Origin of the sequence: Wenyingzhuangia fucanilytica, assembly GCF_001697185.1 — a bacterium.
In the GTDB taxonomy this organism is placed as follows: domain Bacteria; phylum Bacteroidota; class Bacteroidia; order Flavobacteriales; family Flavobacteriaceae; genus Wenyingzhuangia; species Wenyingzhuangia fucanilytica.
In genome coordinates, this window is record NZ_CP014224.1 from 1057210 (window position 1) to 1082267 (window position 25058).

The 25058-nt window shown below is 30.8% G+C and carries 27 protein-coding genes; 24 read left to right on the top strand and 3 right to left on the bottom strand.

Annotated features, from left to right (window positions below; all coding sequences use genetic code 11):
* Nucleotides 1-86: 86 nt before the first annotated feature.
* From hisC to AXE80_RS04355, 7 genes are all read left to right on the top strand, one after another.
* Nucleotides 87-1130, top strand: coding sequence for a histidinol-phosphate transaminase (gene hisC / locus AXE80_RS04325; RefSeq protein ID WP_068824777.1), 1044 nt, complete (start codon nt 87-89; stop codon nt 1128-1130).
* A 74-nt stretch (nt 1131-1204) separates the two neighbouring features.
* Nucleotides 1205-2344 carry a bifunctional histidinol-phosphatase/imidazoleglycerol-phosphate dehydratase HisB gene (gene hisB, locus AXE80_RS04330; protein WP_068824779.1) on the top strand — a complete coding sequence of 380 codons (1140 nt, stop codon included), beginning with the start codon at nt 1205-1207 and terminating at the stop codon, nt 2342-2344.
* Between the two features lie 96 nt (nt 2345-2440).
* On the top strand, nt 2441-3022 hold the full coding sequence (hisH, locus tag AXE80_RS04335; protein WP_068824781.1) for an imidazole glycerol phosphate synthase subunit HisH: 582 nt from the start codon (nt 2441-2443) through the stop codon (nt 3020-3022).
* 72 nt (nt 3023-3094) lie between these two features.
* Nucleotides 3095-3820 (top strand): 1-(5-phosphoribosyl)-5-[(5-phosphoribosylamino)methylideneamino]imidazole-4-carboxamide isomerase, encoded by a 726-nt coding sequence (gene hisA, locus AXE80_RS04340; RefSeq protein WP_068828677.1) that lies wholly within the window; start codon nt 3095-3097, stop codon nt 3818-3820.
* 70 nt (nt 3821-3890) lie between these two features.
* Nucleotides 3891-4646 carry an imidazole glycerol phosphate synthase subunit HisF gene (hisF, locus tag AXE80_RS04345; RefSeq protein ID WP_068824784.1) on the top strand — a complete coding sequence of 252 codons (756 nt, stop codon included), beginning with the start codon at nt 3891-3893 and terminating at the stop codon, nt 4644-4646.
* A gap of 81 nt (nt 4647-4727) precedes the next feature.
* Complete coding sequence (hisIE, locus tag AXE80_RS04350; RefSeq protein WP_068824786.1) at nt 4728-5321, top strand: bifunctional phosphoribosyl-AMP cyclohydrolase/phosphoribosyl-ATP diphosphatase HisIE; 594 nt, start codon at nt 4728-4730, stop codon at nt 5319-5321.
* An 84-nt stretch (nt 5322-5405) separates the two neighbouring features.
* Nucleotides 5406-6062 carry a protein-L-isoaspartate(D-aspartate) O-methyltransferase gene (locus tag AXE80_RS04355; protein ID WP_068824788.1) on the top strand — a complete coding sequence of 219 codons (657 nt, stop codon included), beginning with the start codon at nt 5406-5408 and terminating at the stop codon, nt 6060-6062.
* On the opposite strand, the gene AXE80_RS04360 is transcribed toward AXE80_RS04355, so the two are convergent.
* Both AXE80_RS04360 and porX read right to left on the bottom strand, forming a co-directional pair.
* The gene (locus AXE80_RS04360; RefSeq protein WP_068824790.1) at nt 6046-6534 is read right to left on the bottom strand and encodes an acyl-CoA thioesterase; all 489 of its coding nucleotides are present in this window, start codon (nt 6532-6534) and stop codon (nt 6046-6048) included. The genes AXE80_RS04355 and AXE80_RS04360 overlap by 17 nt on opposite strands.
* Before the next feature lies 1 nt (nt 6535).
* The gene (gene porX / locus AXE80_RS04365) at nt 6536-8086 is read right to left on the bottom strand and encodes a T9SS response regulator signal transducer PorX (protein WP_068824792.1); all 1551 of its coding nucleotides are present in this window, start codon (nt 8084-8086) and stop codon (nt 6536-6538) included.
* 75 nt (nt 8087-8161) lie between these two features.
* Between porX and AXE80_RS04370 the strand changes: the two genes are divergently transcribed.
* From AXE80_RS04370 to AXE80_RS04440, 15 genes are all read left to right on the top strand, one after another.
* Nucleotides 8162-9394, top strand: a complete 1233-nt coding sequence (locus AXE80_RS04370; RefSeq protein WP_068828678.1) for an HD domain-containing protein — start codon at nt 8162-8164, stop codon at nt 9392-9394.
* Between the two features lie 30 nt (nt 9395-9424).
* On the top strand, nt 9425-10429 hold the full coding sequence (gene lpxD / locus AXE80_RS04375) for a UDP-3-O-(3-hydroxymyristoyl)glucosamine N-acyltransferase (protein ID WP_068824794.1): 1005 nt from the start codon (nt 9425-9427) through the stop codon (nt 10427-10429).
* Nucleotides 10430-10448: 19 nt separating this feature from the next.
* Nucleotides 10449-11837, top strand: a complete 1389-nt coding sequence (locus tag AXE80_RS04380; RefSeq protein WP_068824796.1) for a bifunctional UDP-3-O-[3-hydroxymyristoyl] N-acetylglucosamine deacetylase/3-hydroxyacyl-ACP dehydratase — start codon at nt 10449-10451, stop codon at nt 11835-11837.
* 6 nt (nt 11838-11843) lie between these two features.
* On the top strand, nt 11844-12626 hold the full coding sequence (gene lpxA / locus AXE80_RS04385; protein WP_068824798.1) for an acyl-ACP--UDP-N-acetylglucosamine O-acyltransferase: 783 nt from the start codon (nt 11844-11846) through the stop codon (nt 12624-12626).
* A gap of 16 nt (nt 12627-12642) precedes the next feature.
* On the top strand, nt 12643-13209 hold the full coding sequence (efp, locus tag AXE80_RS04390; protein WP_068824800.1) for an elongation factor P: 567 nt from the start codon (nt 12643-12645) through the stop codon (nt 13207-13209).
* 175 nt (nt 13210-13384) lie between these two features.
* Nucleotides 13385-14269, top strand: coding sequence for a succinate--CoA ligase subunit alpha (sucD, locus tag AXE80_RS04395; RefSeq protein WP_068824802.1), 885 nt, complete (start codon nt 13385-13387; stop codon nt 14267-14269).
* Between the two features lie 15 nt (nt 14270-14284).
* Complete coding sequence (fabG, locus tag AXE80_RS04400) at nt 14285-15034, top strand: 3-oxoacyl-[acyl-carrier-protein] reductase (RefSeq protein ID WP_068824804.1); 750 nt, start codon at nt 14285-14287, stop codon at nt 15032-15034.
* Between the two features lie 156 nt (nt 15035-15190).
* On the top strand, nt 15191-16018 hold the full coding sequence (locus tag AXE80_RS04405) for a prohibitin family protein (RefSeq protein ID WP_068824806.1): 828 nt from the start codon (nt 15191-15193) through the stop codon (nt 16016-16018).
* A 151-nt stretch (nt 16019-16169) separates the two neighbouring features.
* Nucleotides 16170-17945, top strand: coding sequence for an LTA synthase family protein (locus AXE80_RS04410; RefSeq protein WP_169816813.1), 1776 nt, complete (start codon nt 16170-16172; stop codon nt 17943-17945).
* Between the two features lie 2 nt (nt 17946-17947).
* Nucleotides 17948-18526 (top strand): NUDIX domain-containing protein, encoded by a 579-nt coding sequence (locus AXE80_RS04415; RefSeq protein WP_068824810.1) that lies wholly within the window; start codon nt 17948-17950, stop codon nt 18524-18526.
* A gap of 57 nt (nt 18527-18583) precedes the next feature.
* Nucleotides 18584-19048 carry a MaoC family dehydratase gene (locus AXE80_RS04420; protein ID WP_068824812.1) on the top strand — a complete coding sequence of 155 codons (465 nt, stop codon included), beginning with the start codon at nt 18584-18586 and terminating at the stop codon, nt 19046-19048.
* Nucleotides 19048-19320, top strand: coding sequence for a hypothetical protein (locus tag AXE80_RS04425; protein ID WP_068824814.1), 273 nt, complete (start codon nt 19048-19050; stop codon nt 19318-19320). The genes AXE80_RS04420 and AXE80_RS04425 overlap by 1 nt, the downstream gene beginning before the upstream one ends.
* Before the next feature lie 126 nt (nt 19321-19446).
* Entirely contained in the window at nt 19447-19809 is a 363-nt protein-coding gene (locus AXE80_RS04430) for a BlaI/MecI/CopY family transcriptional regulator (RefSeq protein ID WP_068824816.1), read from the top strand.
* A gap of 2 nt (nt 19810-19811) precedes the next feature.
* Nucleotides 19812-21101: a M56 family metallopeptidase gene (locus tag AXE80_RS04435; RefSeq protein ID WP_068824818.1), complete on the top strand. Its 1290-nt coding sequence runs from the start codon at nt 19812-19814 to the stop codon at nt 21099-21101.
* Between the two features lie 119 nt (nt 21102-21220).
* A complete protein-coding gene (locus AXE80_RS04440; RefSeq protein ID WP_068824820.1) occupies nt 21221-22606 on the top strand; it encodes an arylsulfatase in 1386 nt (461 codons plus the stop codon).
* Nucleotides 22607-22673: 67 nt separating this feature from the next.
* Here AXE80_RS04440 and AXE80_RS04445 read toward each other — a convergent pair whose 3' ends face one another.
* Entirely contained in the window at nt 22674-23429 is a 756-nt protein-coding gene (locus tag AXE80_RS04445; RefSeq protein ID WP_068824822.1) for a class I SAM-dependent methyltransferase, read from the bottom strand.
* Between the two features lie 69 nt (nt 23430-23498).
* On the opposite strand from AXE80_RS04445, the gene AXE80_RS04450 reads away from it, so the two are divergent.
* Together AXE80_RS04450 and AXE80_RS04455 are read left to right on the top strand one after the other, a co-directional pair.
* Nucleotides 23499-24287, top strand: coding sequence for an AraC family transcriptional regulator (locus AXE80_RS04450; RefSeq protein ID WP_068824824.1), 789 nt, complete (start codon nt 23499-23501; stop codon nt 24285-24287).
* A 312-nt stretch (nt 24288-24599) separates the two neighbouring features.
* Nucleotides 24600-25010: an HYC_CC_PP family protein gene (locus AXE80_RS04455; RefSeq protein WP_068824826.1), complete on the top strand. Its 411-nt coding sequence runs from the start codon at nt 24600-24602 to the stop codon at nt 25008-25010.
* Nucleotides 25011-25058 lie beyond the last annotated feature (48 nt).

Consider the following 25058-nt stretch of genomic DNA (forward strand, 5'->3'; position numbering starts at 1 on the left):
AGTACAAAGTACAAAGTACGGAGTACAGAGTATTTAGTAACAAAGAAACTTAGGACTTTGTCTCAATACTTAATACTAATTAAATTATGAGTTTCAATTTAAACAAGATAGTAAGAGAAAATGTAGCTAACATGAAGGCATATTCATCTGCAAGAGATGAGTTTACTGGAGCTACTAATGATATGGTTTTCTTAGATGCGAATGAAAATCCGTTTGAAAACGGGGTGAATCGTTATCCGGATCCCATGCAAAAGACCGTAAAGTCTGAATTGGCAAAAATTAAAGAAGTTGCTCAAGAAAACATTTTGTTAGGAAATGGTTCTGATGAAGTGATTGATTTAATTTTGCGTGCTTTTTGTGAACCTAAAGAAGATAATATTATCACTTTACCACCTTCATATGGAATGTATGATGTGTCGGCTAATTTGAATAATATTAGTATTAAAGAAGTTCCTTTAAAAGAAAATTTTCAGCCTAATGTTGCTAAAATATTAGAAACAGTTGATGCCAATACTAAAGTGATTTTCTTGTGTTCGCCAAACAATCCATCAGGAAACTTGTTTGATTATGCCAATGTAAAAGCCATTGTAGAAGGTTTTAACGGATTGGTGGTGGTAGATGAAGCTTATATAGATTTTGCATCGGAACCAAGTTGGGTAGCTCGTTTAGAAAAACATCCGAATTTAATTGTGAGTCAAACCATGTCTAAAGCTTTTGGTATGGCAGGAATCCGCTTGGGAGTTTGTTATGCATCTGTCGAAATTATAGCAGTGTTAAACAAAATTAAACCTCCATATAATGTAAATGAATTAACACAGCAAAAAGCTTTAGAGCGTTTGTTGGCTTATGAAGATGTACAAGAAGAAATAGAGGCTGTTTTGGTGGAGCGAGACAATTTAGAAATTGCTTTAAAGGAGATTTCTTTTGTGGAGAAAATATATCCTAGTGATGCTAATTTTTTATTAGTAAAAGTAGATGATGCTACAAAGCGTTACACTCAACTAATAGAAAAAGGAATTGTAGTACGTAATAGAACCACTCAAGCATTGTGTGAAAACACCTTACGATTTACAGTGGGTACGATAAAGGAGAATGTTGCTCTAATGAAAGCTTTGAAAGAATTAGAGTAAAAGAAGTTAAGAATTAAAGAAGTTAAGTAAGTGGTAGTCTTTTTACCTTTTACTTTTATCTAGATACTGAAAAGATGAAAAAAGTTTTATTTATAGACAGAGACGGTACCCTTTGTATTGAACCGCCTGTGGATTATCAATTAGATAGTTTAGAAAAGTTAGAGTTTTACCCAAAAGTTTTCCGTTACCTAGCAAGAATTGCTGATGAATTGGATTATGAACTTGTCATGGTAACCAATCAAGATGGATTGGGAACAGATTCTTTTCCAGAAGATACCTTTTGGCCTGCTCAAAACAAGGTGATTCAAGCTTTTAAGAACGAAGGAGTAGAATTTGCTTCCGTACATATTGATAAAACTTTTCCGCATGAAAATGCTGAAACGCGTAAGCCAAGAACAGGTTTGTTAACGCAGTATTTTGATAAAGAAAAATATGATTTAGAAAATTCTTTTGTGTTAGGTGATAGAATTACCGACATGGAATTGGCTAAAAATTTAGGAGCCAAAGGAATCTTTTTATCGGAAAATCCAGAATTGGGAGCTGATGAAGTGGAAGCTGATGTAAAGGTTATTCACGATTGTATTGCCTTAACTTCTACCGATTGGAAAGAAATTTATGAGTTTTTAAAACTTGAGGATAGAGTTTCAGAAATCACAAGAAATACTAACGAAACTAAAATTCACATCAAATTAAATTTAGACGGTTCTGGTAAAAATGATATTGATACTGGAGTAAAATTCTTTGATCATATGTTAGACCAAATAGGTCGTCATGGTTCTATGGATTTAACCGTAAAAGTAGATGGAGATTTAGAGGTTGATGAACATCACACCATAGAAGATACCATGATTGCTTTAGGAGAATTGTTCCACAAAGCCTTAGGAAATAAATTAGGAATAGAACGTTATGGATTCTGCTTACCAATGGACGATTGTTTGGCTCAAGCTGCTGTAGATTTTGGAGGAAGACCATGGATTGAGTGGGATGCTGAATTTAATAGAGAGATGATTGGAGACATGCCTACAGAAATGTTTTTCCACTTATTCAAATCGTTTACCGATGGGGCTAAATGTAATTTGAACATTAAAGCTGAAGGAAAAAATGAGCATCACAAAATAGAGGGGATTTTTAAAGCTTTTGCAAAAGCAATGAAAATGGCTGTAAAACGAGATGCCAATAAAATGTTTTTACCAAGTACAAAAGGTTTGCTTTAGCAAACCAGTACAAAGTACTGAGTAAAGAGTATTAAGTTTTAGCAGTACTACTGTATTAACTTTGTACTTTGTACTATGTACTCAATACTAAAATATATGAAAATAGTAATTATAAACTACGGAGCAGGAAACATACAATCTATCCGATTTGCTATAGAACGATTGGGATATGAAGCTGTTTTAAGCAACGATGTTGAAGAAATAAAAAGTGCAGACAAAGTTATTTTTCCAGGAGTGGGAGAAGCAAGTTCTGCCATGAAAATGTTAAAAGCTACCGGGTTAGATGCTGTAATTCCAACCTTAACACAGCCTGTTTTAGGAATTTGTTTGGGAATGCAATTAATGTGTAACTATTCTGAAGAAGGAGATACCAAAGGTTTAGGCATTTTTAATGTAGATGTAAAACGTTTTGAAAACATTGTAAAAGTTCCTCAAATAGGATGGAATCAGATTAAAGGATTGGGTTCTAAAATTTTTAACGATGTAAAAGAAGGTGCTTATATGTATTTGGTACACAGTTACTATGCACCTATTACAAAAGAAACCATTGCAACTACAGAATACGGAGTACAATATTCCACAGCATTGCAAAAAGCTAATTTTTATGGAGTGCAATTTCATCCAGAAAAAAGTAGTACAGACGGAGCGAAGATTTTAGAGAATTTTTTGAATTTATAGAAGGTGGTACATTGTAGTTGGGTATTGGATTTTACCAATTACCAACAACCAATTACCACATACCAAAAGAAAATGAGAATTATACCAGCCATAGATATTATTAACGGACAATGTGTTCGTTTGTCTAAAGGAGATTACAATACTAAAAAAGTATACAACGAAAATCCTTTAGAAATTGCCAAGCAGTTTGAAGCTCACGGAATAGAGCATTTACATTTGGTGGATTTAGATGGAGCCAAAGCAAGTCATATTGTAAATCATAAAGTATTAGAAGAAATTGCAACCAAAACAACCTTAAAAATTGATTTTGGAGGTGGTTTAAAAACCGATGAAGATTTAAAAATTGCTTTTGAATCTGGTGCCAATCAAATTACAGGAGGAAGTATTGCTGTTAAAAATGCCGATGTTTTTAAAAGTTGGATAACCAAATTCGGAGCTGATAAAATTATTTTAGGAGCCGATGCTAATAACGAAAAAATTGCAGTAAGCGGTTGGTTAGAAGAATCTGATGAAGATTTAATTCCTTTTATTCAAGGATATCAAAAAGAAGGAATTGAATATGTAATTTGTACAGACATTGCCAAAGACGGAATGTTACAAGGTCCTTCTTTTGATTTGTATGAGAAAATTTTAAAAGAATGTCCTAAGGTAAAATTAATTGCAAGTGGAGGAATTTCTACTTTTGATGAATTACCAAGATTAAAAGAATTAGGATGCGAAGGAACCATTGTTGGTAAAGCGATTTACGAAAACAGAATTAGTTTAAAACAATTGGAGGATTTTATTATAGGTAAATAGTAGTTGGTAATTGGTCGTTGGAATAAAAAAAGTCCAAACACCAAATACCAAGTACCAAATACAATTAAAGATGTTAGCAAAAAGAATAGTTCCTTGTTTGGATATTAAAAACGGAAGAACCGTAAAAGGTGTTAATTTTGTGGATTTGCGTGATGCAGGAGATCCTGTAGAGTTGGCAAAAAAATATGCAGAAACAGGAGCAGATGAATTGGTGTTTTTAGATATTTCTGCAACCGAAGAACGTAGAAGGACTTTGGTGAATTTGGTGCGAGATGTTGCAGCACAAGTAAACATTCCGTTTACGGTAGGTGGTGGAATATCATCTGTAGAAGATGTAGATATTTTATTACAAAATGGAGCTGATAAAGTTTCTATCAATTCCTCGGCAGTAAAAAGACCAAAATTGGTGAATGAATTATCACAAAAATTTGGAAGTCAATGTGTGGTTGTAGCAATTGATGCTAAGAAAATTGATGGAGAATGGATCGTTCATTTAGTAGGAGGTAAAGTTCCTACAGAGTTGAATTTATTTGACTGGGCAAAAGAAGTAGAAGAAAGAGGAGCAGGAGAAATTTTGTTTACTTCTATGAATAACGATGGAACCAAAGATGGTTTTGCTAATGAAGCTTTGGCTCGTTTGTCAGAAGAATTAAACATTCCTATTATTGCAAGTGGTGGAGCAGGGAATATGCAACACTTTGTAGATACTTTTAAAGATGGAAAAGCAGATGCAGCTTTGGCAGCAAGTGTGTTTCATTTTCAAGAAATTGAAATTCCAGATTTAAAACAAGAATTAAAAAAACAGGGAATTCCTGTAAGAATATAATAAGTTTTTAATGTTGAAAGTTTAAAAGTTTGTAAAGTAACTTTTTCACTTTTTACTTTAAAACTTTATAAACTTAATAACATGGAAATTAAATTTGACGAAAAAGGATTAGTTCCTGCAATTATACAAGATGCTGAAACAAAAAATGTATTGATGTTAGGGTACATGAATCAAGAAGCATTTGATAAAACAATAAGCACTAATAAAGTTACTTTTTACAGCAGATCTAAAAACAGATTATGGACCAAAGGAGAAGAAAGTGGAAACTTTTTAGAATTGGTATCTATTAAAAATGATTGTGATAAAGATACGTTGTTGATTCAAACAAAACCTGTAGGGCCAACTTGCCATAAAGGAACAGGAAATTGCTGGGGAGAAGAAAATACAGAGAATTTTGGATTTTTATCTACCTTAGAAAACGTAATTGCAGAGCGTGTTAAAAACAAAGATGTTCAAAAATCTTACGTTGCAAGTTTGTTTGCCAAAGGAATAAACAAAGTAGCTCAAAAAGTAGGAGAAGAAGCGGTAGAAACTGTAATCGAGGCAATGGACAATAACGATGAATTGTTTTTATACGAAGCTGGAGATTTATTGTTTCATTACTTAATGTTACTGCAAGCCAAAGGATTTACTTTAACGGATATTACTGCCGAATTAAAGAAAAGACAAAAGTAAAATTGTTTATAAAATTTACTCTAGAGTCCCAGAAATGTTATTTTCTGGGACTTTTGTTTTTTATATTTGTGTTCTACAGTTATGATGAAAGACACATTTAAACATCAAGGATTAAGAAACCGATTGATTCAGGTTTTACAAGAAAAAGGAGTGACAGATCACGCCGTGTTATCGGCTATCAAAGAAATTCCTAGGCATTTGTATATGGATCCTAGTTTTGAGCAATATGCTTACCAAGATGTTGCGTTTCCTATTGCTGCAGAACAAACTATTTCTCAGCCATATACTGTTGGATTCCAATCACAATTACTAGAAATTAAACCGGGAGAAAAAGTTTTAGAAATAGGTACAGGTTCAGGATATCAAACCAGTGTTTTAATTCGTTTAGGTGCAGTGGTTTATACAATAGAACGTCAGCAAGAATTGTATAAAAAAACGCAGTTGTTATTACCTAAATTGGGCTACAAACCCAAGTACATGTATTTTGGTGATGGTTATAAAGGTTTGCCTCAATTTGCTCCTTTTGATAAGATTATAGTGACTTGTGGAGCTCCAATCATTCCTAGAGCTTTATTAGCTCAACTAAAAATAGGAGGGAGAATGGTAATCCCTGTGGGTGATGCTCAACAAATGATGACTTTAATCACAAGAAATTCAGCTAAAGAATTTGACAAGCAAATTATTGAAGAATGTGCTTTTGTTCCAATGTTAACAGATAAAAGTCTTAAGAGTTTTTCTTAATAGTTCTTAAATTTCTTTCTCTTTCTTCAAAGGTTTTTTCATTTAAAGGAAGCACAATTTCACTAAATAACTCCATCATCTTTTTAGAATGTTCTGTGGTTTTATTTTGTTTTAAATCAAAATGAACAAATGTCATCCAAGCAATTGATTTTAAAACGGTTTTATCTTTATTAAACATTCTTATTTCTGCCTTTAAATGTTTTTTAGAGTATTCTATGGTTTGAGATTCAAAACAAACTTCTTCCATAGTAAAAGCAGGAAATAGATAGGCCAATTGCGTGTTAGAAACTACCCATCCTATTTTTTCTTCTCTAATCAATTGAAAAATATCAATACCATAAGCATTTAAAATTTGATCTTCTCTTTGATTGATAAAATAATCAATATAACGGCCATTGTTTAAATGGTTAAAAGGATCGCAATCTTGAAAACGAATTTTTGTACTACTGGTTAATATTTTAGGTTTATTCATGTTAATTTTTGGGTGTTAAAATAACGCAAGGAATAATCATTTCTTCTAAAGATATTCCCCCATGTTGATAGGTGTCTTTGTAATATTTAGTGTAATGATTTTGATTGTTTGGATAAACAAAAAACAAATTGTCTTTGGCAAAAACAAAAGAACTATTCATATGTTCTTGTGGTAAAAATATTTGCTTAGGATCATGTTCTGCGTACACATCTTTTTCTTGATAAGTAATACTTCTACCTGTTTTGTACCTTAAGTTAGAGGCAATGGCTTTGGTACCAATTACTTGTGTAGGTTTACTACAGTTTACGGTTCCATGATCTGTAGTAATAATTAATTTAATATTGTCTTTTTGTGCTTTTTGAATCAATTCCAACATCGGTGAATTCTGAAACCAAGTATCTGTTAAAGCACGATAAGATTTATCATCCGAAGCCAATTCTTTAATCACTTGAGTTTCGGTTTTAGCATGCGATAGCATATCTACAAAATTAAAAACGACTACATTAAATTTATTCTCTTTGTATTGATTGTAATTTTGAATAAGTTCTTTTCCAGATTTTTGTGAACTAATTTTATGATAAGAAAAGGGCAAATCTTTTTTTAAGGTTTTTAATTGTCTTTTTAAAAACTCTTCTTCGTTCATGTTTTTACCACCTTCATCATTTTCACTCAACCAAATATCTTTATGTTTTGTAGACATTTCCAAAGGGGTTAATCCAGAAAAAATGGCATTACGCGCATAATGAGTTGCTGTAGGTAAAATACTATAGAAAGGAATTTCTTGCTGTTTTTTATAATGTTTTAAAATGGTTTTTTCTAAAACCAAATATTGATCATAACGAAGGTTATCAACCACAATAACCATGGTTTTTTCACTTTGTTCTATTTCGGGTAAAATGATATTTTTAAAAAGCTGATGCGATAAAATAGGAGCATCATTGTCATAAAACCAATCGGAATAATTGTTTTTGATGTATTTAAAGAAAATTTGGTTGGCTTCTTGTTTTTGACTTTCAAGAATACTTAACAAACCAGCATCACTAATATTTTCTAATTCTAACTCCCAGTAAATTAATTTTTTATAAACTTCAACCCATTCAGAATGTGAATTTACAGAAGCCAATTCCATAGAAATTTTTCTAAATTCTTGCTGATAGTTTATAGTGGTTCTTTCACTTATCAGTCGCGTATGATCCAAGTTTTTCTTTAAACTTAAAAGTATTTGGTTTGGGTTTACAGGCTTTATTAAATAGTCTGCAATTTTAGAACCAATAGCTTCTTCCATTAAATATTCCTCTTCACTTTTGGTAATCATCACCACAGGAATATTGTTCTGAATGTTTTTGATGTCTGTTAATGTTTCAAGTCCACTTAAACCAGGCATGTTTTCATCTAAAAATATAATATCAAAGTTTTTAGATTTTACTAAATCTATAGCATCGGCTCCATTAGTACAAGGAGTAACCTTATAGTTTTTGTTCTCTAAAAAAAGAATATGCGGTTTTAAAAGATTGATTTCATCGTCAACCCAAAGAATTTCAATATTATTCATATGGTAAGAATCTGTGATTTACTAAATATAAAGGATTTAGATTTTTATATTTGTACTACATTAAAAGTACAAAAATTGAAAACCCCAACCAATAAAGTTAAAATTATAAACGATCCTATCTACGGGTTTATTACAATTCCTAACAAATTAATTTTTGATTTAATAGAACATCCTTATTTCCAGCGTTTAAGGAGAATTACTCAAATGGGGATGTCTAATTTGGTTTATCCAGGAGCACATCACACAAGATTTCATCATGCAGTAGGTTGTATGCATTTAATGCAAAAAGCTATTACGGTGTTAAAAAACAAAGGTGTTGTGATTTCTGATCATGAAAAAAATGCCGTTTGTATAGCTATTTTATTACACGATATTGGTCACGGCCCTTACTCTCACGCTTTAGAACACAGTATTGTTGATGGTGTGAGTCACGAAACAATTTCCTTGTTGTTTATGAAAGAGTTAAACAAGGAGTTTAAAGGAAAACTAAGTTTGGCTATTGATATTTTTGAAGGAAAATATGAAAGAAAATTTTTAAACCAATTGGTATCTAGTCAATTAGATATTGATAGGATGGATTATTTAAAAAGGGATAGTTTTTATACTGGGGTTGCCGAAGGAAATATTAGTTCTGAACGTTTAATTGATATGTTAAACGTGGTTAATGATCAATTGGTTGTAGAGGAGAAAGGAATATATTCTGTAGAAAAATTTATAGTAGGTAGAAGATTGATGTACTGGCAGGTATACTTGCACAAAGCTGGGGTAGTTGCAGAAAAAATGTTGGTAAACTTATTAGCAAGAGCTAAATATTTAGCCAATAAAGGAGAAGTATTGCCTTGCAGTAAAGCATTGCATTATTTTTTATACAAAGAGGTTGAAGAAACGTTTACATTACAAACCTTAAAAACGTTTTCTAGGTTAGACGATTATGATATTTTATCGGCGATAAAAGACTGGATTAGTCATGATGATAAAATTTTATCACTCTTATCAGAAATGATTATCAATAGAAATTTATTAAAAGTGCAGTTAAGTAATGAGGCTTTTGATGATGAATACATTTCTAAAATAAAGAATAAAATGAATCAAGAAGGTTGGACATCAGAAGATTTAAAATACTTTTTTGTAGAGGATACCATTTCTAATCAGGCATATAACGATATTTCTAGTAAAATATATTTGTATTATAAAAATGGAGATATTGTAGATATTGTAGAAGCTTCTGATCAATTAAACATACAAGCTTTAACCAAGCCGGTAGTTAAACATTTTCTTTGTTATCCTAAAGGCATCAAATTAGCCTAAATAGAATTTAATTTTATATTTTTGCGCTTAATGGAATTTAAAGCAACACAAATAGCTGAGATTTTAGGAGGAGACATTGTAGGAGATCCTTCTGCAACAGTTTCCACGCTAGCTAAAATAGAGGAAGGAGAAAAAGGGTCTATGACTTTTTTGTCTAATCCCAAATACACTTCATATATATATACTACAAAGGCATCAATTGTAATTGTGAATAAAACTTTTGAGCCTACTAGTGAAATTAGTGCAACGCTAATTAAGGTTGATGATGCTTATCAGGCATTTACTCAAATATTGGAGTTCTATAATGAGTATAAAAACCAAAAGTCTGGAATTGATATGAATACTTTTGTATCAGATTCTGCAACATTAGGTCAAGACATCTATTTGGGAGCTTTTGCTTATATTGGTGAAAATGTAGTAATAGGGAATAATGTAAAAATATATCCGCATTGCTATATTGGAGACAATGTAACTATTAAAGACAATACAACTTTATATGCTGGAGTAAAAATATATGCAGATTGTGAGATAGGAAATAATTGTAAAATTCATGCAGGTGCTGTTATAGGAGCTGATGGATTTGGATTTGCTCCAACAGAGTCAGGAGAATATAAAGCTATTCCACAAATAGGAAATGTTATTATAGAAGATAATGTTGATATAGGTGCTAATAGTACTGTTGATAGAGCTACTATGGGATCCACTATTATAAAAAGTGGGGTAAAGTTAGATAACTTAGTACAAATAGCTCATAATGTTGTTGTAGGAAAAAACACTGTAATGGCTTCACAGTCTGGAATTGCAGGTTCTTCTAAAGTAGGAGATAATTGTATGATTGGAGGTCAAGTAGGAATTTCAGGACATATTACAGTTGGTAATAAGGTTGTAATATCTGCCAAAACAGGACTAGCAAAAAACACAAAAGACAATATGGTGCTTAGAGGAAATCCAGCGATGGATTATACTGATTATAATAAATCATATGTGCTTTTTAAGAAGTTACCAGATATTGTTAAAGAAATAAGAAATAAATAAAGCTTTAAAAGATAAAAGGATGCTAAAACAAAAAACAATCCACAAGGAAGTTACTTTAACCGGTGTAGGTTTACATACAGGAAAGGAAGTTACGATGGTTTTTAAACCAGCTCCAGAAAATTATGGTTATGCGTTTGTTCGTGTTGACTTAGAAGGAAGTCCAACTATAGAAGCAAAAGTGGAGTATGTTACAGAAACAGAAAGAGGTACTAACCTGGAGAAAAAAGGAGTAAGTATAAACACTTCAGAACATGTGTTAGCTGCAGCAGTTGGTTTAGGAATAGATAACTTAATTATTGAAATTAATGCATCAGAACCTCCAATTATGGATGGTTCTTCTAAATATTTTATTGAAGCTTTAGAATCTGCAGGTATCGTTGAGCAAGAGGCTCCAGTTGATGAGTATATTGTAAAAGAGATTATATCATATAAAGATGAGGAAACTGGTAGCGAAATTATTTTGATGCCAGCCGATGAATATCAAATTACTGCAATGGTAGATTTTGGTACTAAAATTTTAGGTACTCAAAATGCTACTTTAAACCGTATATCGGATTTTAAAGAAGAAATATCAGCAGCACGTACTTTTAGTTTTTTACATGAATTAGAAACGTTGTTAGAACACAACCTAATTAAAGGAGGTGATTTAAACAACGCAATTGTTTATGTTGATAAAAAAATATCAGAAGAAACTTTAGAAAAATTAAAAAAGGCATTTGGTAAAGACGATATTAAAGTAACACCAAATGGTATTTTAGATAACTTAGAATTACATTGGGCTAACGAGGCTGCAAAGCATAAATTGTTAGACGTAATTGGAGATTTAGCTTTGGTTGGAACTCGTATTAGAGGAAAAGTAATTGCTAATAAACCAGGGCATAAAATCAATACTTCTTTTGGAAAACGTTTGGCAAATATCATCAAACAAGAAAAAAGAAAAAGTGTACCTACATTTGATTTGAATCAACCACCATTAATGGATATTCATCAAATAATGAAATTGTTGCCACATAGGCCTCCATTTTTATTAATTGATAGAATTTTAGAGTTAACAGAAGATTCTGTAGTTGGAATGAAAAATGTTACGATGAATGAGCCATTTTTTGTTGGACATTTTCCAGATGCACCTGTAATGCCAGGAGTATTACAAGTAGAGGCTATGGCACAATGTGGAGGGATTTTAGTCTTAAGTAGTGTTCCAGATCCAGAAAACTATTTAACATACTTCATGAAAATGGATAATGTTAAGTTTAAACAAAAAGTATTACCAGGTGATACCCTTATCTTTAAAGCAGAATTAATCTCTCCAATCCGTAGAGGAATTTGTCATATGAGGTCTGTTGGTTATGCTAATGGTAGAATAGTAGTAGAGGCTGAATTAATGGCTCAAATAGTTAAGAAAAAATAAAAAGATATGAATCAACCACTAGCTTATATTCATCCAGGGGCAAAAATCGCACGTAATGTTGTTATTGAGCCATTTACAACGATCCATAATAATGTCACCATTGGAGCGGGTACTTGGATTGGTTCTAATGTAACCATCATGGAAGGGGCAATTATAGGGGAGAATTGTAAAATTTTTCCAGGAGCAGTAATTTCTGCAGTACCTCAAGATTTAAAATATGATGGTGAAGAAACAACTACTATTATAGGAAATAATGTTACCATACGTGAGTGTGTAACCATTAACCGTGGAACTTCGGATAGAATGAAAACAGTTATTGGTAATAATTGTTTAATTATGGCTTATTGCCATGTTGCTCATGACTGTATTGTTGGAGACAATTGTATTTTTTCTAACGGAAGTACTTTGGCAGGACATTCAAATATTGGAAATAATGTGATTTTAGCAGGAATGACTGCTATACACCAGTTTTGTTCTATTGGAGATCATGCATTTGTAACAGGAGGATCATTGGTAAGAAAAGACGTTCCACCATACGTAAAAGCAGGTAGAGAACCATTGTCTTATGTAGGGATAAACTCTGTTGGTTTAAGAAGAAGAGGATTCTCTGTTGAGAAAATTAGAGAAATTCAAAATATTTACAGAATCTTATTTCAAAGTAAATATAATAACTCACAGGCTATTAGAATTATAGAAGCAGAAATGGAAGCCTCTAGTGAAAGAGATGATATTATTAGATTCATCCAAAACTCACAAAGAGGAATTATGAAAGGATATTTTAGTAATTAAGAATAAAATTTTTTAGATGGCAACAACATCAGATATTAGAAACGGATTGTGTATTGTTTATAACAGTGACACGTTTAAAGTAGTAGAGTTTCAACATGTAAAGCCAGGTAAAGGACCTGCTTTTGTAAGAACTAAGTTAAAAAGTTTAACTACAGGAAAAGTAATTGATAATACTTTCTCAGCTGGTCATAAAATTGATGAAGTTAGAGTTGAAACTAGAAAGTATCAGTATTTATATGCTGAAGGAGATAGTTATAACTTTATGAATACTGATGATTACAATCAAATCACTCTTGAAAAAACAGCTTTGGATGCACCAGAATTGTTAAAAGAAGGAGAAATTGTAACTGTAATTGTTCGTGCTGCTGATGAAATGCCTCTAGCAGTAGATATGCCTCAATCTGTAATTTTAGAAGTTACATATACTGAGCCAGGAGTAAAAGGAAACACAGCAACAAATGCTACTAAACCTGCAACTGTTGAAACAGGAGCTTCTGTAAATGTACCTTTATTTATTAACGAAGGTGATTTAATTAAAATTGAAACAGCAAAAGGAACTTATCAAGAAAGAATTAAGTCTTAATTTGTATAATCAATAAGAAATTAACACCCAAAATGAAATATCATTTTGGGTGTTTTTTGTGAAAATTATTACAGGTTTTAGAATTTTGTGATAATAAAATTAAAAGGATATATATTGCAAACAAATATTTATATTTGTTTGCAATGAATTTCAATAAAATAATAAAATAAATTAAATGAGTGTTTTAGTAAATAAGGATTCAAAAATTATTGTTCAAGGATTTACAGGAAGTGAAGGAACTTTTCACGCTTCACAAATGATTGAATATGGAACAAATATAGTTGGTGGTGTAACTCCAGGAAAAGGAGGACAAGAACACTTAGGAAAGCCAGTTTTTAATACCGTACAAGATGCAGTAGATAAAGCACAAGCTGATACTACTATTATTTTTGTACCGCCAGCATTTGCTGCTGACGCAATTATGGAAGCTGCTGATGCAGGAATTAAAGTAATTATCTGTATCACCGAGGGAATTCCTGTAGGAGATATGGTAAAAGTAAAAGCTTATTTACAAAATACTGATGCTCGTTTGGTAGGACCTAACTGTCCAGGAGTAATTACTCCAGGTGAAGCTAAAGTTGGTATTATGCCAGGATTTATCTTTAAGAAAGGAAATGTAGGTATTGTATCTAAATCTGGAACTTTAACTTATGAAGCTGCAGACCAAGTTGTAAAACAAGGATATGGAATTACTACAGCTATTGGTATTGGTGGAGATCCAATTATTGGAACTACTACTAAAGAAGCTGTAGAAATGTTGATGAACGACCCAGAAACTGAAGCAATTGTAATGATTGGTGAAATTGGTGGTCAATTAGAGGCTGAAGCTGCTAGATGGATCAAAGCTGATGGTAACAGAAAGCCAGTTGTTGGTTTTATCGCTGGACAAACTGCACCTGCAGGACGTACTATGGGACATGCTGGAGCTATCGTAAGTGGTGAAGGAGAATCTGCTCAAGCAAAAATGGAAATTTTAGCTGAGAATGGAATTCACGTTGTAGCATCACCTGCAAAAATTGGAGAAGCTATCGCAAGTGTATTAGCGGGAGTAGCAAACTAATAAAAATAATAAAGAATGGGATTATTAAAGGATAAAACAGCTATTATTACTGGAGCAACAAGAGGAATTGGTAAAGGTATTGCCATAGAATTTGCTAAGCAAGGAGCTAATATAGCTTTTACTTACAGTTCATCTGTTGAGGCTGCAAATGCTTTAGAAACTGAATTGTCAGCTTTTGGTGTTAAAGCTAAAGGATATCAATCTAATGCTGCAGAATTTGATGCTGCACAAGCATTGGCTGCAGATGTTTTAAAAGAATTTGGAACTATTGACGTTTTAATCAATAATGCTGGAATCACCAAAGATAATTTGTTAATGCGTATTTCTGAGGAAGACTTTGATAAAGTAATCGAAGTTAACTTAAAATCTGTATTTAACTTAACAAAAGCTGTGATTCGTCCGATGATGAAGCAAAGAGCTGGTTCTATTATCAATATGAGTTCTGTTGTTGGAGTTCAAGGTAATGCAGGACAAACTAACTATGCTGCTTCTAAAGCAGGAATGTTAGGGTTTACTAAATCTGTTGCTTTAGAATTAGGATCAAGAAATATCCGTTGTAATGCAATTGCACCAGGATTTATTGAAACTGAAATGACAGCTAAATTAGATGAAGCTGTTGTTGATGGATGGAGACAAGCAATTCCTTTAAAAAGAGGTGGTCAGCCAGAAGATATCGCAAACGCATGTGTGTTTTTAGCTTCTGATATGTCTGCATACATTACAGGACAAACTTTAAATGTAGATGGTGGTATGATTACTGCATAATTACCATAAATTATAATTTAATAAACTGCTTTAAAGAATTTTCTTTAAAGCAGTTTTTGTTTTTAAGTGCTATAAAACAAATGTAAAATCATTAGTTGTGGGACTTAAGAATTCGTAAATTATAAAAAATTAATTTTTATAAAATCAAGTTAAACAATGACCAATCAAAATATAAGTATTCCTAAATCACTACCAATTATTATTGCTATTATAGTAGTAGGGTTGGTGTTTATTTCTAAATCGGCAATTAATATAGATTCTGGTAAAGCAGGAGTAATGTTTAAAACATTTGGTGGTGGAGTAGTAACTGATGAACCTGCTTTAGGAGAAGGGTTTCATTTAATTGCTCCTTGGAATAAAGTGTTTGTTTATGAAGTTCGTCAACAAGAATTATTTGAAAAAATGAAAGTATTATCTTCTAATGGATTAGATATTATTTTAGAAGTTAGTGCTTGGTATATGCCACAAAGTGAGAATTTAGGATTGTTACATCAACAAAAAGGACAAGATTATTTAACAAGAGTAATTTTACCTTCTTTAAGATCGGCTGCTCGTTCTGTAGTAGGAAGATATACACCTGAGCAAATTTATTCTAGTAAAAGAGATGTTATTCAAAATGAAATTTTTGACGAAACAAAAAAGATATTAGATGAACAATTTGTACAGCTAAATGAGGTTTTGGTAAGAGATGTAACTTTACCAACTACGATTAAAAATGCAATTGAAAAGAAATTAAAACAAGAGCAAGAGTTTTTAGAATATGAGTTTACCATTCAGAAAGCTCAAAAAGAAGCAGAACGTCAAAGAATTGATGCAGAAGGAAAAGCAACGGCAAATAAAATTTTGAATGCTTCTTTATCTGATAATATTTTAAAAGAAAAAGGAATTCAAGCTACTTTAGAATTGGCAAATTCTCCTAATGCAAAAGTAATTGTAATAGGATCTTCTAAGGATGGAATGCCTATTATTTTAGGAAATCAGTAGATAGATTTTTCTGTATAGAAGTAAATCAAACAATTAAAATTTAAAGCTCAAAGATTTTCTATCTTTGGGCTTTTTTAATGCTATGATAAACGCTCTAAAATATTTACTTAAAAATTATTTATATTTTTTGGTTATATATGCCATTTCTAGAATGGTATTTATTGTTTACAATTTAAACAGTTTTAATATTTCTTTTAAACAAGCCCTACTTTCTTTTGTATATGCATGGAGGGTGGATACTGTAATGGCTTGTTATATTTTGGTGATTCCAACTTTATTACTGAGTTTAAACTTTTTATATCCTAATAAAGTCACTCATTATATCATAAAATCATTAGTTATGATTTTTACTTTGATTAATGCCATGATAATGATTGGAGATATAGGAATTTACAAAGAATGGAACACTAAAATTAATTATAAAGCACTAACTTATTTAAAAGATGTTGATGAAGTGCTAAGAACATCAACTAATGGATTATTGATATCAGGAGCTGTTTTATTTTTGTTGATGTTAGTCTTGTCCTATTATTTATATCAAAAAATAGTTCCTAAAAATATCAACGTAAAAAAGAATTATATACTCCCAGTTCCTTTTTTCTTGTTGGCAGGAGGAATTGTTTTCTTAGGATTAAGGGGTACAGGAATTACTCCTATAGATCAAAGTGATGCTTATTTTTCTGAAAATGATTTTGCAAATACTGCAGCGGTGAACTCCACTTTTAATTTGGCGAGAAGTGTAGAATCTAATATAAAAATAGGAGATAAGAATCCTTATCAATTTTTTTCAAAAGAAGAGTTAAACAAAAAAATATCCGCATTATATGAGGTTAAGAAGGATACTACTTTTTCAATTTTAAAAACCTCAAAACCCAATATTGTTTATATTATTTTAGAAGGATTTTCTGCCGATTTAATTGCTGCCGATGGAGGTTATGATAATATAACACCAACATTAGATTCAATTATGCATAACGGTTATAATTTTACGAATGTAGTATCTCCTGGTTTAAGATCGCATGTTGGAATGATTAGTATTTTTAGTGGTTTTCCTGCTTTGCCAAAAGTGAATGTAGCTACACAAAGAGATAAATTTACCCAATTACCCAATTTTGTTAAAGACATTAAAGCGAATGGATATGAAACAGGATATATTTTTGGAGGAGATTTAAAGCATGGAAAAGTTTTAGATTATATTTTTAATTGTCATTTTGATCATTTAATCAAAGGAGAAGATTTTTCTGATGAGATACCTACGGGTAAATTAGGAGTTGCTGATGAATATTTATTTGAGAGAAAAATTCAAGAAATAGATAAAATGAAACCTCCTTTTATGATGGCTTCATTTACTTTAAGCACTCATTCTCCATTTGATTATCCAATGGAAGATGTATTTAACTTTGGAGGTGGATATCAGCAATACATCAATTCTGGACATTATACCGATAAAAGTTTAAAAGAGTTTTTTAAGGTAGCAGCTACCAAGCCATGGTATAAAAATACTTTGTTTGTGATTACTGCAGATCATAGTCATCCAACACCAAATCAATGGGATGGTTTTGTAGCCAATAAGAGCAGAATTCCTTTGGTGTTTTTTGGAGAAGTAATTAAAGAAGAATACAGAGGAGTTCAAAACCCAAAATATGCTAGTCAATTAGATATTTCATCAACAGTATTACATCAATTAGGATTAGATGCTAAGAAATATCAATGGAGTAAAAATCTATTCAACCCTAATACAAAAGGTTTTGGTTTTTATGTATATAAAGATGGATATGGATTGGTAAGTGAAAAAGAAAATGTATTTTATAATCTTGAAACAAAAAAGGTGATTTATCAGCCAGAAGGAGCGTTTCACGATAAAAATAAAGAAGATAATATTAAAGCATTATTACAAGCATTGTATGATGAGTATTTAAAATTATAGAGATGAAAATATCAGATATAAAAGAAAAGATACTATCCAATAAATGGAAACCTTTAAAATTGTTTTCATATCAATATACTCGTACAGACGGTAGAACAGAAGAACAGGTAAGAGAGGTTTATGACAAAGGTGATGGAGCTGCAGTTTTTATGTATAATAAGCAAACCAAAAAAGTGCTTTTAACAAAACAATTTAGAATGCCAGCTTATATAAATGGAGTTGCTTCTGGAATTGTTACAGAAGTTCCTGCTGGAATGTTAGATAAAGACGATCCAGAAACTTGTATTATTAGAGAAATAGAAGAGGAGACAGGTTATAGAGTTCCAAAAGTTAAAAAAGTTAGACATTGTTTTATGACTCCAGGAGCTGTAACTGAAATAACACATATGTTTGTTGCAGAATACGATGAGAGTATGAAAGTTGCTAAAGGCGGCGGTTTAAACGATGAGCAAGAAGATATTATTGTTTTTGAGATGAATTTTACCGAAGTAAAACAAGCGATAGAAAACAATGAATTTAACGATGCTAAAACCCTAATATTGTTACAATATGCATGGTTACATAATTTATTAGAGGATTAGAGAAATAAATGATATAAAAACGTAAATTTGAGATTTACACAATAATAAAGTTAATTAATGGCAAAAGTAATTATCAATAGCTTTGAAGATTTTAAAGCGTATGAGGGGAAAGAAATTGGAGTTTCAGAATATTTAGCAATTCCACAAGATAGAATTAATCAATTTGCAGATGCAACTTTAGATCACCAATGGATTCATTGTGATGCTGAAAAAGCTAAAGAAGGTCCTTTTGGTACTCCTATTGCTCATGGTTATTTAACCTTATCATTAATGCCATATTTGTGGGAACAAATCATAGAGGTAAACAACAGTAAAATGTTAGTGAACTATGGTGTTGAAAAATTAAGATTTAATAAACCGGTTACTGTTGACAGTAAAGTAAGACTAAGAACCAAATTAAAATCAATAGAAAATTTAAGAGGTATTTCTAAAGCCGTACTTTCTATTAACATAGAAATAGAAGGAGAAAGAAAAACAGCTTTAGATGCTGATATTGTTTTCTTATATCATTTTGTAAATTAATGCATACCCAATTAGAAATAAAACAATTGGTACAAAACAATATTCATCAAATAAAGGTGAGTGAATTTGTGTCTGATGGAGGTTGGCCTAATATAGATAATATAGAGGTGTCTGTTTATAGTCAAAAAATAGAAAATGATGTAGAGACCATTAGCCTTCAAATTCTATATACTGTAGATAAGGCTGGATGTTGTTTTATTCCTGGAGCTGAAGAGCAAAAAAGACTATCTAAAATAGTTACTATTGATAATGATATTGTGACTATAGTATAATTTTTTTTTAAATAAGTTAAACCTGTACTGATTATAGTACAGGTTTTTTTATTTGTTTTTATCTTTTAAACTAAAAGATTAGTTTAAACTAAAATTTTAGTTTATGTTTGTTAAAAATTAAATGATATGAAAACACTTACCAAAGCAGAAGAAGAAGTAATGCAAATTCTTTGGCGTTTAAAAAAGTCTAGTGTAAAAGCACTAATTAAAGAATTTCCTGATCCTAAACCGGCATACAACACGGTTTCTACTATTGTTAGAATTTTAGAAAATAAAGGTTATGTAGATTATGAGAAAAAGGGGAAGTCACACTTGTATTTTCCTGTTTTACAAAAAAATGATTACAGTAATCAATCTATCAATCAGCTAGTGAATAATTATTTTCAAGGTTCTTTTAAAAGTATGGTGTCATTTTTTGTAGATAAAAATGATGTAGACGTTTCTGATATAGAATCTCTATTGAAAGAAATCAACAACAAAAAAGAATAGTTATGGCATACATGATAGAAGTTATTTTATTTCAAGCCATGTTCTTAGGCTTGTATTACATACTTAAAAAAGAGACTTTTTTTAATTATAATAGATTGTATTTGTTAACAACCTCTTTATTGTCATATGTTTTACCATTTATAAAGTTAGAGGTTTTTAAAACCGATATTTCTAATGTAAACGTGGTAAATATGTTGCCAACAGTTTTTATTGGAGATAATACTCAAGATGTTGTTAATTCTACAAATGCTGATTTGTTTATATGGTATTGGTGGTATATTCCTTTACTAGTAAGTATTATTATGTTATTGATGTTTATAACAAAACTATATAAGATAAATAAGCTTATAAAAAGGAATGAAATAATTGACAAAGAAACCTATAAAATTGTAGTCATAGAAAATAGTGATGATACTTTTTCATTTTTCAAGTGGATTTTTATGGGAGACCAATTAAAAGAAGAAGAAAGAAATATAGTATTACAGCATGAATTGATTCATGTAAAACAAAAACACAGTTTAGATTTATTGTTTTTTGAAATACAGCGTGTAATATGCTGGTATAATCCTTTGGTATATCAATATCAAAAAGAAATAAAGTCTTTACACGAATTTATTGTAGATAAACAAATGATACAAAATACAGGAAAACAGAACTATTGTAAAAACATGCTAACACAATTGTTTAAAGCACCAGAACTATCGTTTGTTAATACATTTTATAAAAAATCATTAATCAAAAAAAGAATTGCCATGATCACAAAAAAAGAATCAAAATCTACCGCAAGGTTAAAGTATGCGTTTATTATTCCTGTAATGATGGGGATGTTGTTTTACACTTCTTGTAAAAGTAAAAAAATAGTTGTAGATAAAAATGAAAATCAGAGTAATGAGTTAATTATCCAGCAAAATCTATACGAAGATGTACCCTTTGCAGACATAGAAAACTCAGCAGTTTTTCCAGGTTGTGAAGAGGTTGAAGATTTAAAAAAGTGTTTTAGTAAAAATGTAAACAAGTTTATAGCTAAAAATTTTAATATAGGGTTGGCCGAAGAATTAGGGCTTGTAGGTGTACAAAAAATGGCAGCCATGTTTAAAATTGACACCAATGGAAAAGTTACTGATATTAGAGTAAAAGGAGAACAACAAGAGTTGAAAGATGAGTTTATAAGAACTTTGGAGGGATTACCACAAATGGAGTCAGCTACTCAAAATGGTAAAAAAGTAAATATGTTATTTTCTTTACCACTTATGTTTAGAGTTAAAGGTAAAAAAGATGATTCATCAAAATAGAGAATAGAATATTGTGATGAAAAAGATAAGCCTCAAATTTAAGTTTGAGGCTTTTTATGTTTAATAATTCTTTCAAAAGATTTTATATATTGTGTACTCAACCCCTAAAAACACTCTAAATGAAATTCTTACAGTTTATTCTTTATTTCTGTTTTATTAATGTACTAACTGCACAAAACAAACCCAATATTTTATTAATTGTTGCCGATGATTTAGGATGGGGTGATGTTGGTTATAATGGGCAAACCAAAATTAAAACTCCTGTTATTGATGCTTTGGCCAAACAAGGAATGGTGTTTAAAAGTTTTTATGCAGGAAGTACTGTTTGTACTCCTTCAAGGGTAAGTTTAATGACAGGTAAGCATACTGGGCACACAAGAGTTAGAGGGAATGTTAATTGGAACGAAACCGGAAAGCCTATAGATATTATTGCAAAAGACATTACCGTTGCAGAAAAATTAAAAGAAGCTGGTTATAGAACAGGAGTTATAGGGAAGTGGGGCTTAGCCGAAAATTTAGATGAAGGAAAACCGAACAAACAAGGTTTTGATGAGTTTTATGGTTTCAATACACATATAGGAGCTCATCACTATTATCCAGATTCTATTTGGATTAATGATGTTAAAACGAGAATTGAAGGGAACAATTTTAAATTAAAAGAAAAACATTATATACAAGATAATTTTACAGATCAAGCTAAAAGTTTTATCACATCAACTAAGGAGCAACCTTTCTTTTTATACTTAGCTTATACCACCCCTCATTTTGAAATTACAGTACCCGAAGATTCAAAAGAACCTTATAAAAACTTAGGATGGCCTATTAGAAATATCAAACATCATAGGTATTTACATGATACAAATACACATGTAAGTTATGCAGGAATGGTAAGTAGGTTAGATACTCAAATAGGTGAGTTGTTGGATTTGTTAAAAAATATGGGGATTGAAGAAAATACCTTGGTTATTTTTACTAGCGATAACGGACATATGTATGATGATTTAAATGATGAGTTTTTTAATAGCAACGGGCCTTTTAAAGGAAAAAAAAGAGATTTGTACGAAGGAGGTTTACGAGTGCCATTTGTAGCAAGATGGACTGGAGTTATTCCTCAAAACACTACAACAAGTCATAGAGCAGCTTTTTGGGATTTACTTCCTACTTTTTGCGATTTGGCAGGTGTTTCATCAACCAAAGACACTGATGGGATTTCTTTGAAGCCTACTTTATTAGGAAAGCATCATCAAAAAAAACACGATTATTTTTATTGGGAGTTTAATGAAATAAAAGGTCCTGTTCAAGCATTGATCATGGGGGAATATAAAATCGTTAAAAAATATCAATCTCCAACAGAGCTGTACCATTTAAAAACTGATGTTAGTGAGCAAAATAACTTGGCTATAAAACATCCTAATATGGTAAAAAAGATGGAGAAGAAATTAAAAAAAGTAAGGTATAATGACCCTAATTATCCATTAGAAAAGTTAAATCAAACATATGATTAGTTTACGTAGGAGGTGATGTGTTTTATACGAAAAAAGAGCCCGTTTATACAAAAGGACTCTTAATTCATTATTTTTTTGCATAAAATATTTGAATCGGATAATGTAGAAAATACTGACCATTAATTTCTATGACATTTATTCCTAAATCATCTATACCAACATCTGCAATAATCATGTTTTTTAGAGCTGTAGAATCACTCGGAAACGATGCTTGTAGTTGTTCATTAAGTTCAATTTTCATTGAATAAAAATCAGTATTAACATTTTTAAAACCTATTTTTTCAAAAAGACGAGAAAATTCAGTTAATGAAAGTGCGGCAACATGAGAACAATCCCTATTTTTCTCCATTTCATTGTATTTTTTAATTTTAGTGTCTGGTAAAGAAACATCAACAACTATAACTACTCCATCTGGTTTACAGACTCTTTTCATTTCAGACAAAACTTTAAGAGGGTTTAAAAAATGATGAAAACCAAATCTAGAAACTACTATTGAAAAACTGTTATCATCATAAGGTAAATTCTCTACATCTCCTATTTGCCAAGTAAGGTTTTTAAGATTAAATTTTGTCTGTAATTTTTTTGCTTCATCAAGCATTCCTTGAGTCATATCAATACCTGTTACATGATTGGTGTGTTTGGCAAACTCGCACGAGACAATACCTGATCCACAAGCAATATCTAAAACTTCATCATTTTTTGAAGCTGATGTTATTGAAATTAATTTTTCCAAAGCATCGCTATGTGAATTTATCGCACTATAACCGCTTGCTTGTTTAGAAAATTGCTCTACAATGTTTTCATTGTGTTTTTTACTGTTCATAAATTTAATATTTTAATTTTCTACAAAGTTCAAAACTTATCACTAAGTCTTAATTACTATATTTGGACAATGAATATTGATTACAAGACAAATATTAAAGTAGATTATGGTTTTGAGGTAAATAAATTACGTCCTGTCACGACATATTCAGAATATATTGAAAATTCAAAATGTGCAAATTCACACGCACATCCTAGAGCTCAACTTATATCATGTGATACAGGTATTATGGAAGTTGTTACAAAAAATAATATTTGGATAGTTAATTCTTTACAAAGTGTTTGGATTGCTAGTAATGAGGAACATCAAGTTTATTTTCCTAATAATGTAAAAGTTAAAACTGCTTTTATAGATAAATCTAAGTTAGAAAATTTACCAAAAGGTAGTTTTGCTTTTGAAACCTCAGATTTTTTAAAAAGTATCTTAGAAAAAATAATTTCCTTTTCTAATCCAAATATATTTACACAACAACAAAATAGAATTATCGAAGTTTTTTTTGGTGAACTCTCTAATTTGCAACCAAGTAAAACTTTTTTACCAACCAGTCAAGACAAAAGAATAAAGACAGTATTAGATGCTCTAATGAGTGATTTATCAAATAAATATACCATTGAATATTATGCAAGTAAATCATCTGTTAGTCCAAGAACTTTATCTAGGTTGTTTAATAAAGAACTGGGAATGAGTTTTGGAGACTGGAAAATGCGATTAAAATTAATGGAAGCGGTTAAACAGTTAGGAGAAAATAAGAGTGTAAAAGAAATTGCGTTTGATTTAGGATATGAAAACGTGAGTTCATTTATAGTTACTTTTAAAAAACATTTTGGAAAAACACCGACAAATTACTTAATAAAATAAGTACGAAAACTCAATAACGGCTATATTTCTTGGAGTTTTGTATTTATTAAGTAGCCCATTCTTGTTGTACTAAAGCTTCGGGATGGTTTTGTTAAATCAAAGAAATAAAAAACTTCAGCCTAGTTGTTTGTTTTTAAATCTAGCCGATTTTGGTACAGTACAAAATCTAGCCGAATCTGATAATAATAATTTAAGAGGGAGCTTTTAGTACAATGAAAAATTAAAATGAATAAAGTGATTTTTATGAATAGAGTTCTGTAATTGTTTCAATTTTGTAATACCAATCACAAAATTTCATAACTTTGTAACATCATGAAAAATAGTTTTCACAAATACATGGCCGTTGTTTTAGCCTTTATTGTAGTTTTTTCTACAGTATCGGTTACGCTAACCATGCATTTTTGTGGAGAAAAAATTTCAGCAGTTACGGTGTTGCAAAATGTAAAACAATGTTGTAGTGATGTTCAAAATTCGGAAGGAATTACTCAGATCACAAAAAAAACTTGTTGTTCTGACGTAAAAATCACCAAAGATTCACAAACAGAAATTCAGACACAAAACACTACGTTGAGTTTACACCAAAAAGTATTTTTTACGTCTTTTGTAACTGCATATTTATCCTTGTTTAAAAATCAAAACAAACAAGATTTTACTTTTTTAGATTATTCGCCACCTCTGGTTGTAAAACCTATTTACAAGCTAGATGAGGTTTACCTTATTTGATTTTTTATTTTTTAGAAGTTTTAATCTTTGCCTTTTTTATTAAAGGTT

Excerpts from the sequence above, each read along its gene's own strand:
- hisC (WP_068824777.1), top strand. The coding sequence starts at position 87 with ATGAGTTTCAATTTAAACAAGATAGTAAGAGAAAATGTAGCTAACATG.
- hisB (WP_068824779.1), top strand. The coding sequence starts at position 1,205 with ATGAAAAAAGTTTTATTTATAGACAGAGACGGTACCCTTTGTATTGAA.
- hisH (WP_068824781.1), top strand. The coding sequence starts at position 2,441 with ATGAAAATAGTAATTATAAACTACGGAGCAGGAAACATACAATCTATC.
- hisA (WP_068828677.1), top strand. The coding sequence starts at position 3,095 with ATGAGAATTATACCAGCCATAGATATTATTAACGGACAATGTGTTCGT.
- hisF (WP_068824784.1), top strand. The coding sequence starts at position 3,891 with ATGTTAGCAAAAAGAATAGTTCCTTGTTTGGATATTAAAAACGGAAGA.
- hisIE (WP_068824786.1), top strand. The coding sequence starts at position 4,728 with ATGGAAATTAAATTTGACGAAAAAGGATTAGTTCCTGCAATTATACAA.
- AXE80_RS04355 (WP_068824788.1), top strand. The coding sequence starts at position 5,406 with ATGAAAGACACATTTAAACATCAAGGATTAAGAAACCGATTGATTCAG.
- AXE80_RS04360 (WP_068824790.1), bottom strand. The coding sequence starts at position 6,534 with ATGAATAAACCTAAAATATTAACCAGTAGTACAAAAATTCGTTTTCAA.
- porX (WP_068824792.1), bottom strand. The coding sequence starts at position 8,086 with ATGAATAATATTGAAATTCTTTGGGTTGACGATGAAATCAATCTTTTA.
- lpxD (WP_068824794.1), top strand. The coding sequence starts at position 9,425 with ATGGAATTTAAAGCAACACAAATAGCTGAGATTTTAGGAGGAGACATT.
- AXE80_RS04380 (WP_068824796.1), top strand. The coding sequence starts at position 10,449 with ATGCTAAAACAAAAAACAATCCACAAGGAAGTTACTTTAACCGGTGTA.
- lpxA (WP_068824798.1), top strand. The coding sequence starts at position 11,844 with ATGAATCAACCACTAGCTTATATTCATCCAGGGGCAAAAATCGCACGT.
- efp (WP_068824800.1), top strand. The coding sequence starts at position 12,643 with ATGGCAACAACATCAGATATTAGAAACGGATTGTGTATTGTTTATAAC.
- sucD (WP_068824802.1), top strand. The coding sequence starts at position 13,385 with ATGAGTGTTTTAGTAAATAAGGATTCAAAAATTATTGTTCAAGGATTT.
- fabG (WP_068824804.1), top strand. The coding sequence starts at position 14,285 with ATGGGATTATTAAAGGATAAAACAGCTATTATTACTGGAGCAACAAGA.
- AXE80_RS04405 (WP_068824806.1), top strand. The coding sequence starts at position 15,191 with ATGACCAATCAAAATATAAGTATTCCTAAATCACTACCAATTATTATT.
- AXE80_RS04410 (WP_169816813.1), top strand. The coding sequence starts at position 16,170 with ATGGTATTTATTGTTTACAATTTAAACAGTTTTAATATTTCTTTTAAA.
- AXE80_RS04415 (WP_068824810.1), top strand. The coding sequence starts at position 17,948 with ATGAAAATATCAGATATAAAAGAAAAGATACTATCCAATAAATGGAAA.
- AXE80_RS04420 (WP_068824812.1), top strand. The coding sequence starts at position 18,584 with ATGGCAAAAGTAATTATCAATAGCTTTGAAGATTTTAAAGCGTATGAG.
- AXE80_RS04425 (WP_068824814.1), top strand. The coding sequence starts at position 19,048 with ATGCATACCCAATTAGAAATAAAACAATTGGTACAAAACAATATTCAT.
- AXE80_RS04430 (WP_068824816.1), top strand. The coding sequence starts at position 19,447 with ATGAAAACACTTACCAAAGCAGAAGAAGAAGTAATGCAAATTCTTTGG.
- AXE80_RS04435 (WP_068824818.1), top strand. The coding sequence starts at position 19,812 with ATGGCATACATGATAGAAGTTATTTTATTTCAAGCCATGTTCTTAGGC.
- AXE80_RS04440 (WP_068824820.1), top strand. The coding sequence starts at position 21,221 with ATGAAATTCTTACAGTTTATTCTTTATTTCTGTTTTATTAATGTACTA.
- AXE80_RS04445 (WP_068824822.1), bottom strand. The coding sequence starts at position 23,429 with ATGAACAGTAAAAAACACAATGAAAACATTGTAGAGCAATTTTCTAAA.
- AXE80_RS04450 (WP_068824824.1), top strand. The coding sequence starts at position 23,499 with ATGAATATTGATTACAAGACAAATATTAAAGTAGATTATGGTTTTGAG.
- AXE80_RS04455 (WP_068824826.1), top strand. The coding sequence starts at position 24,600 with ATGAAAAATAGTTTTCACAAATACATGGCCGTTGTTTTAGCCTTTATT.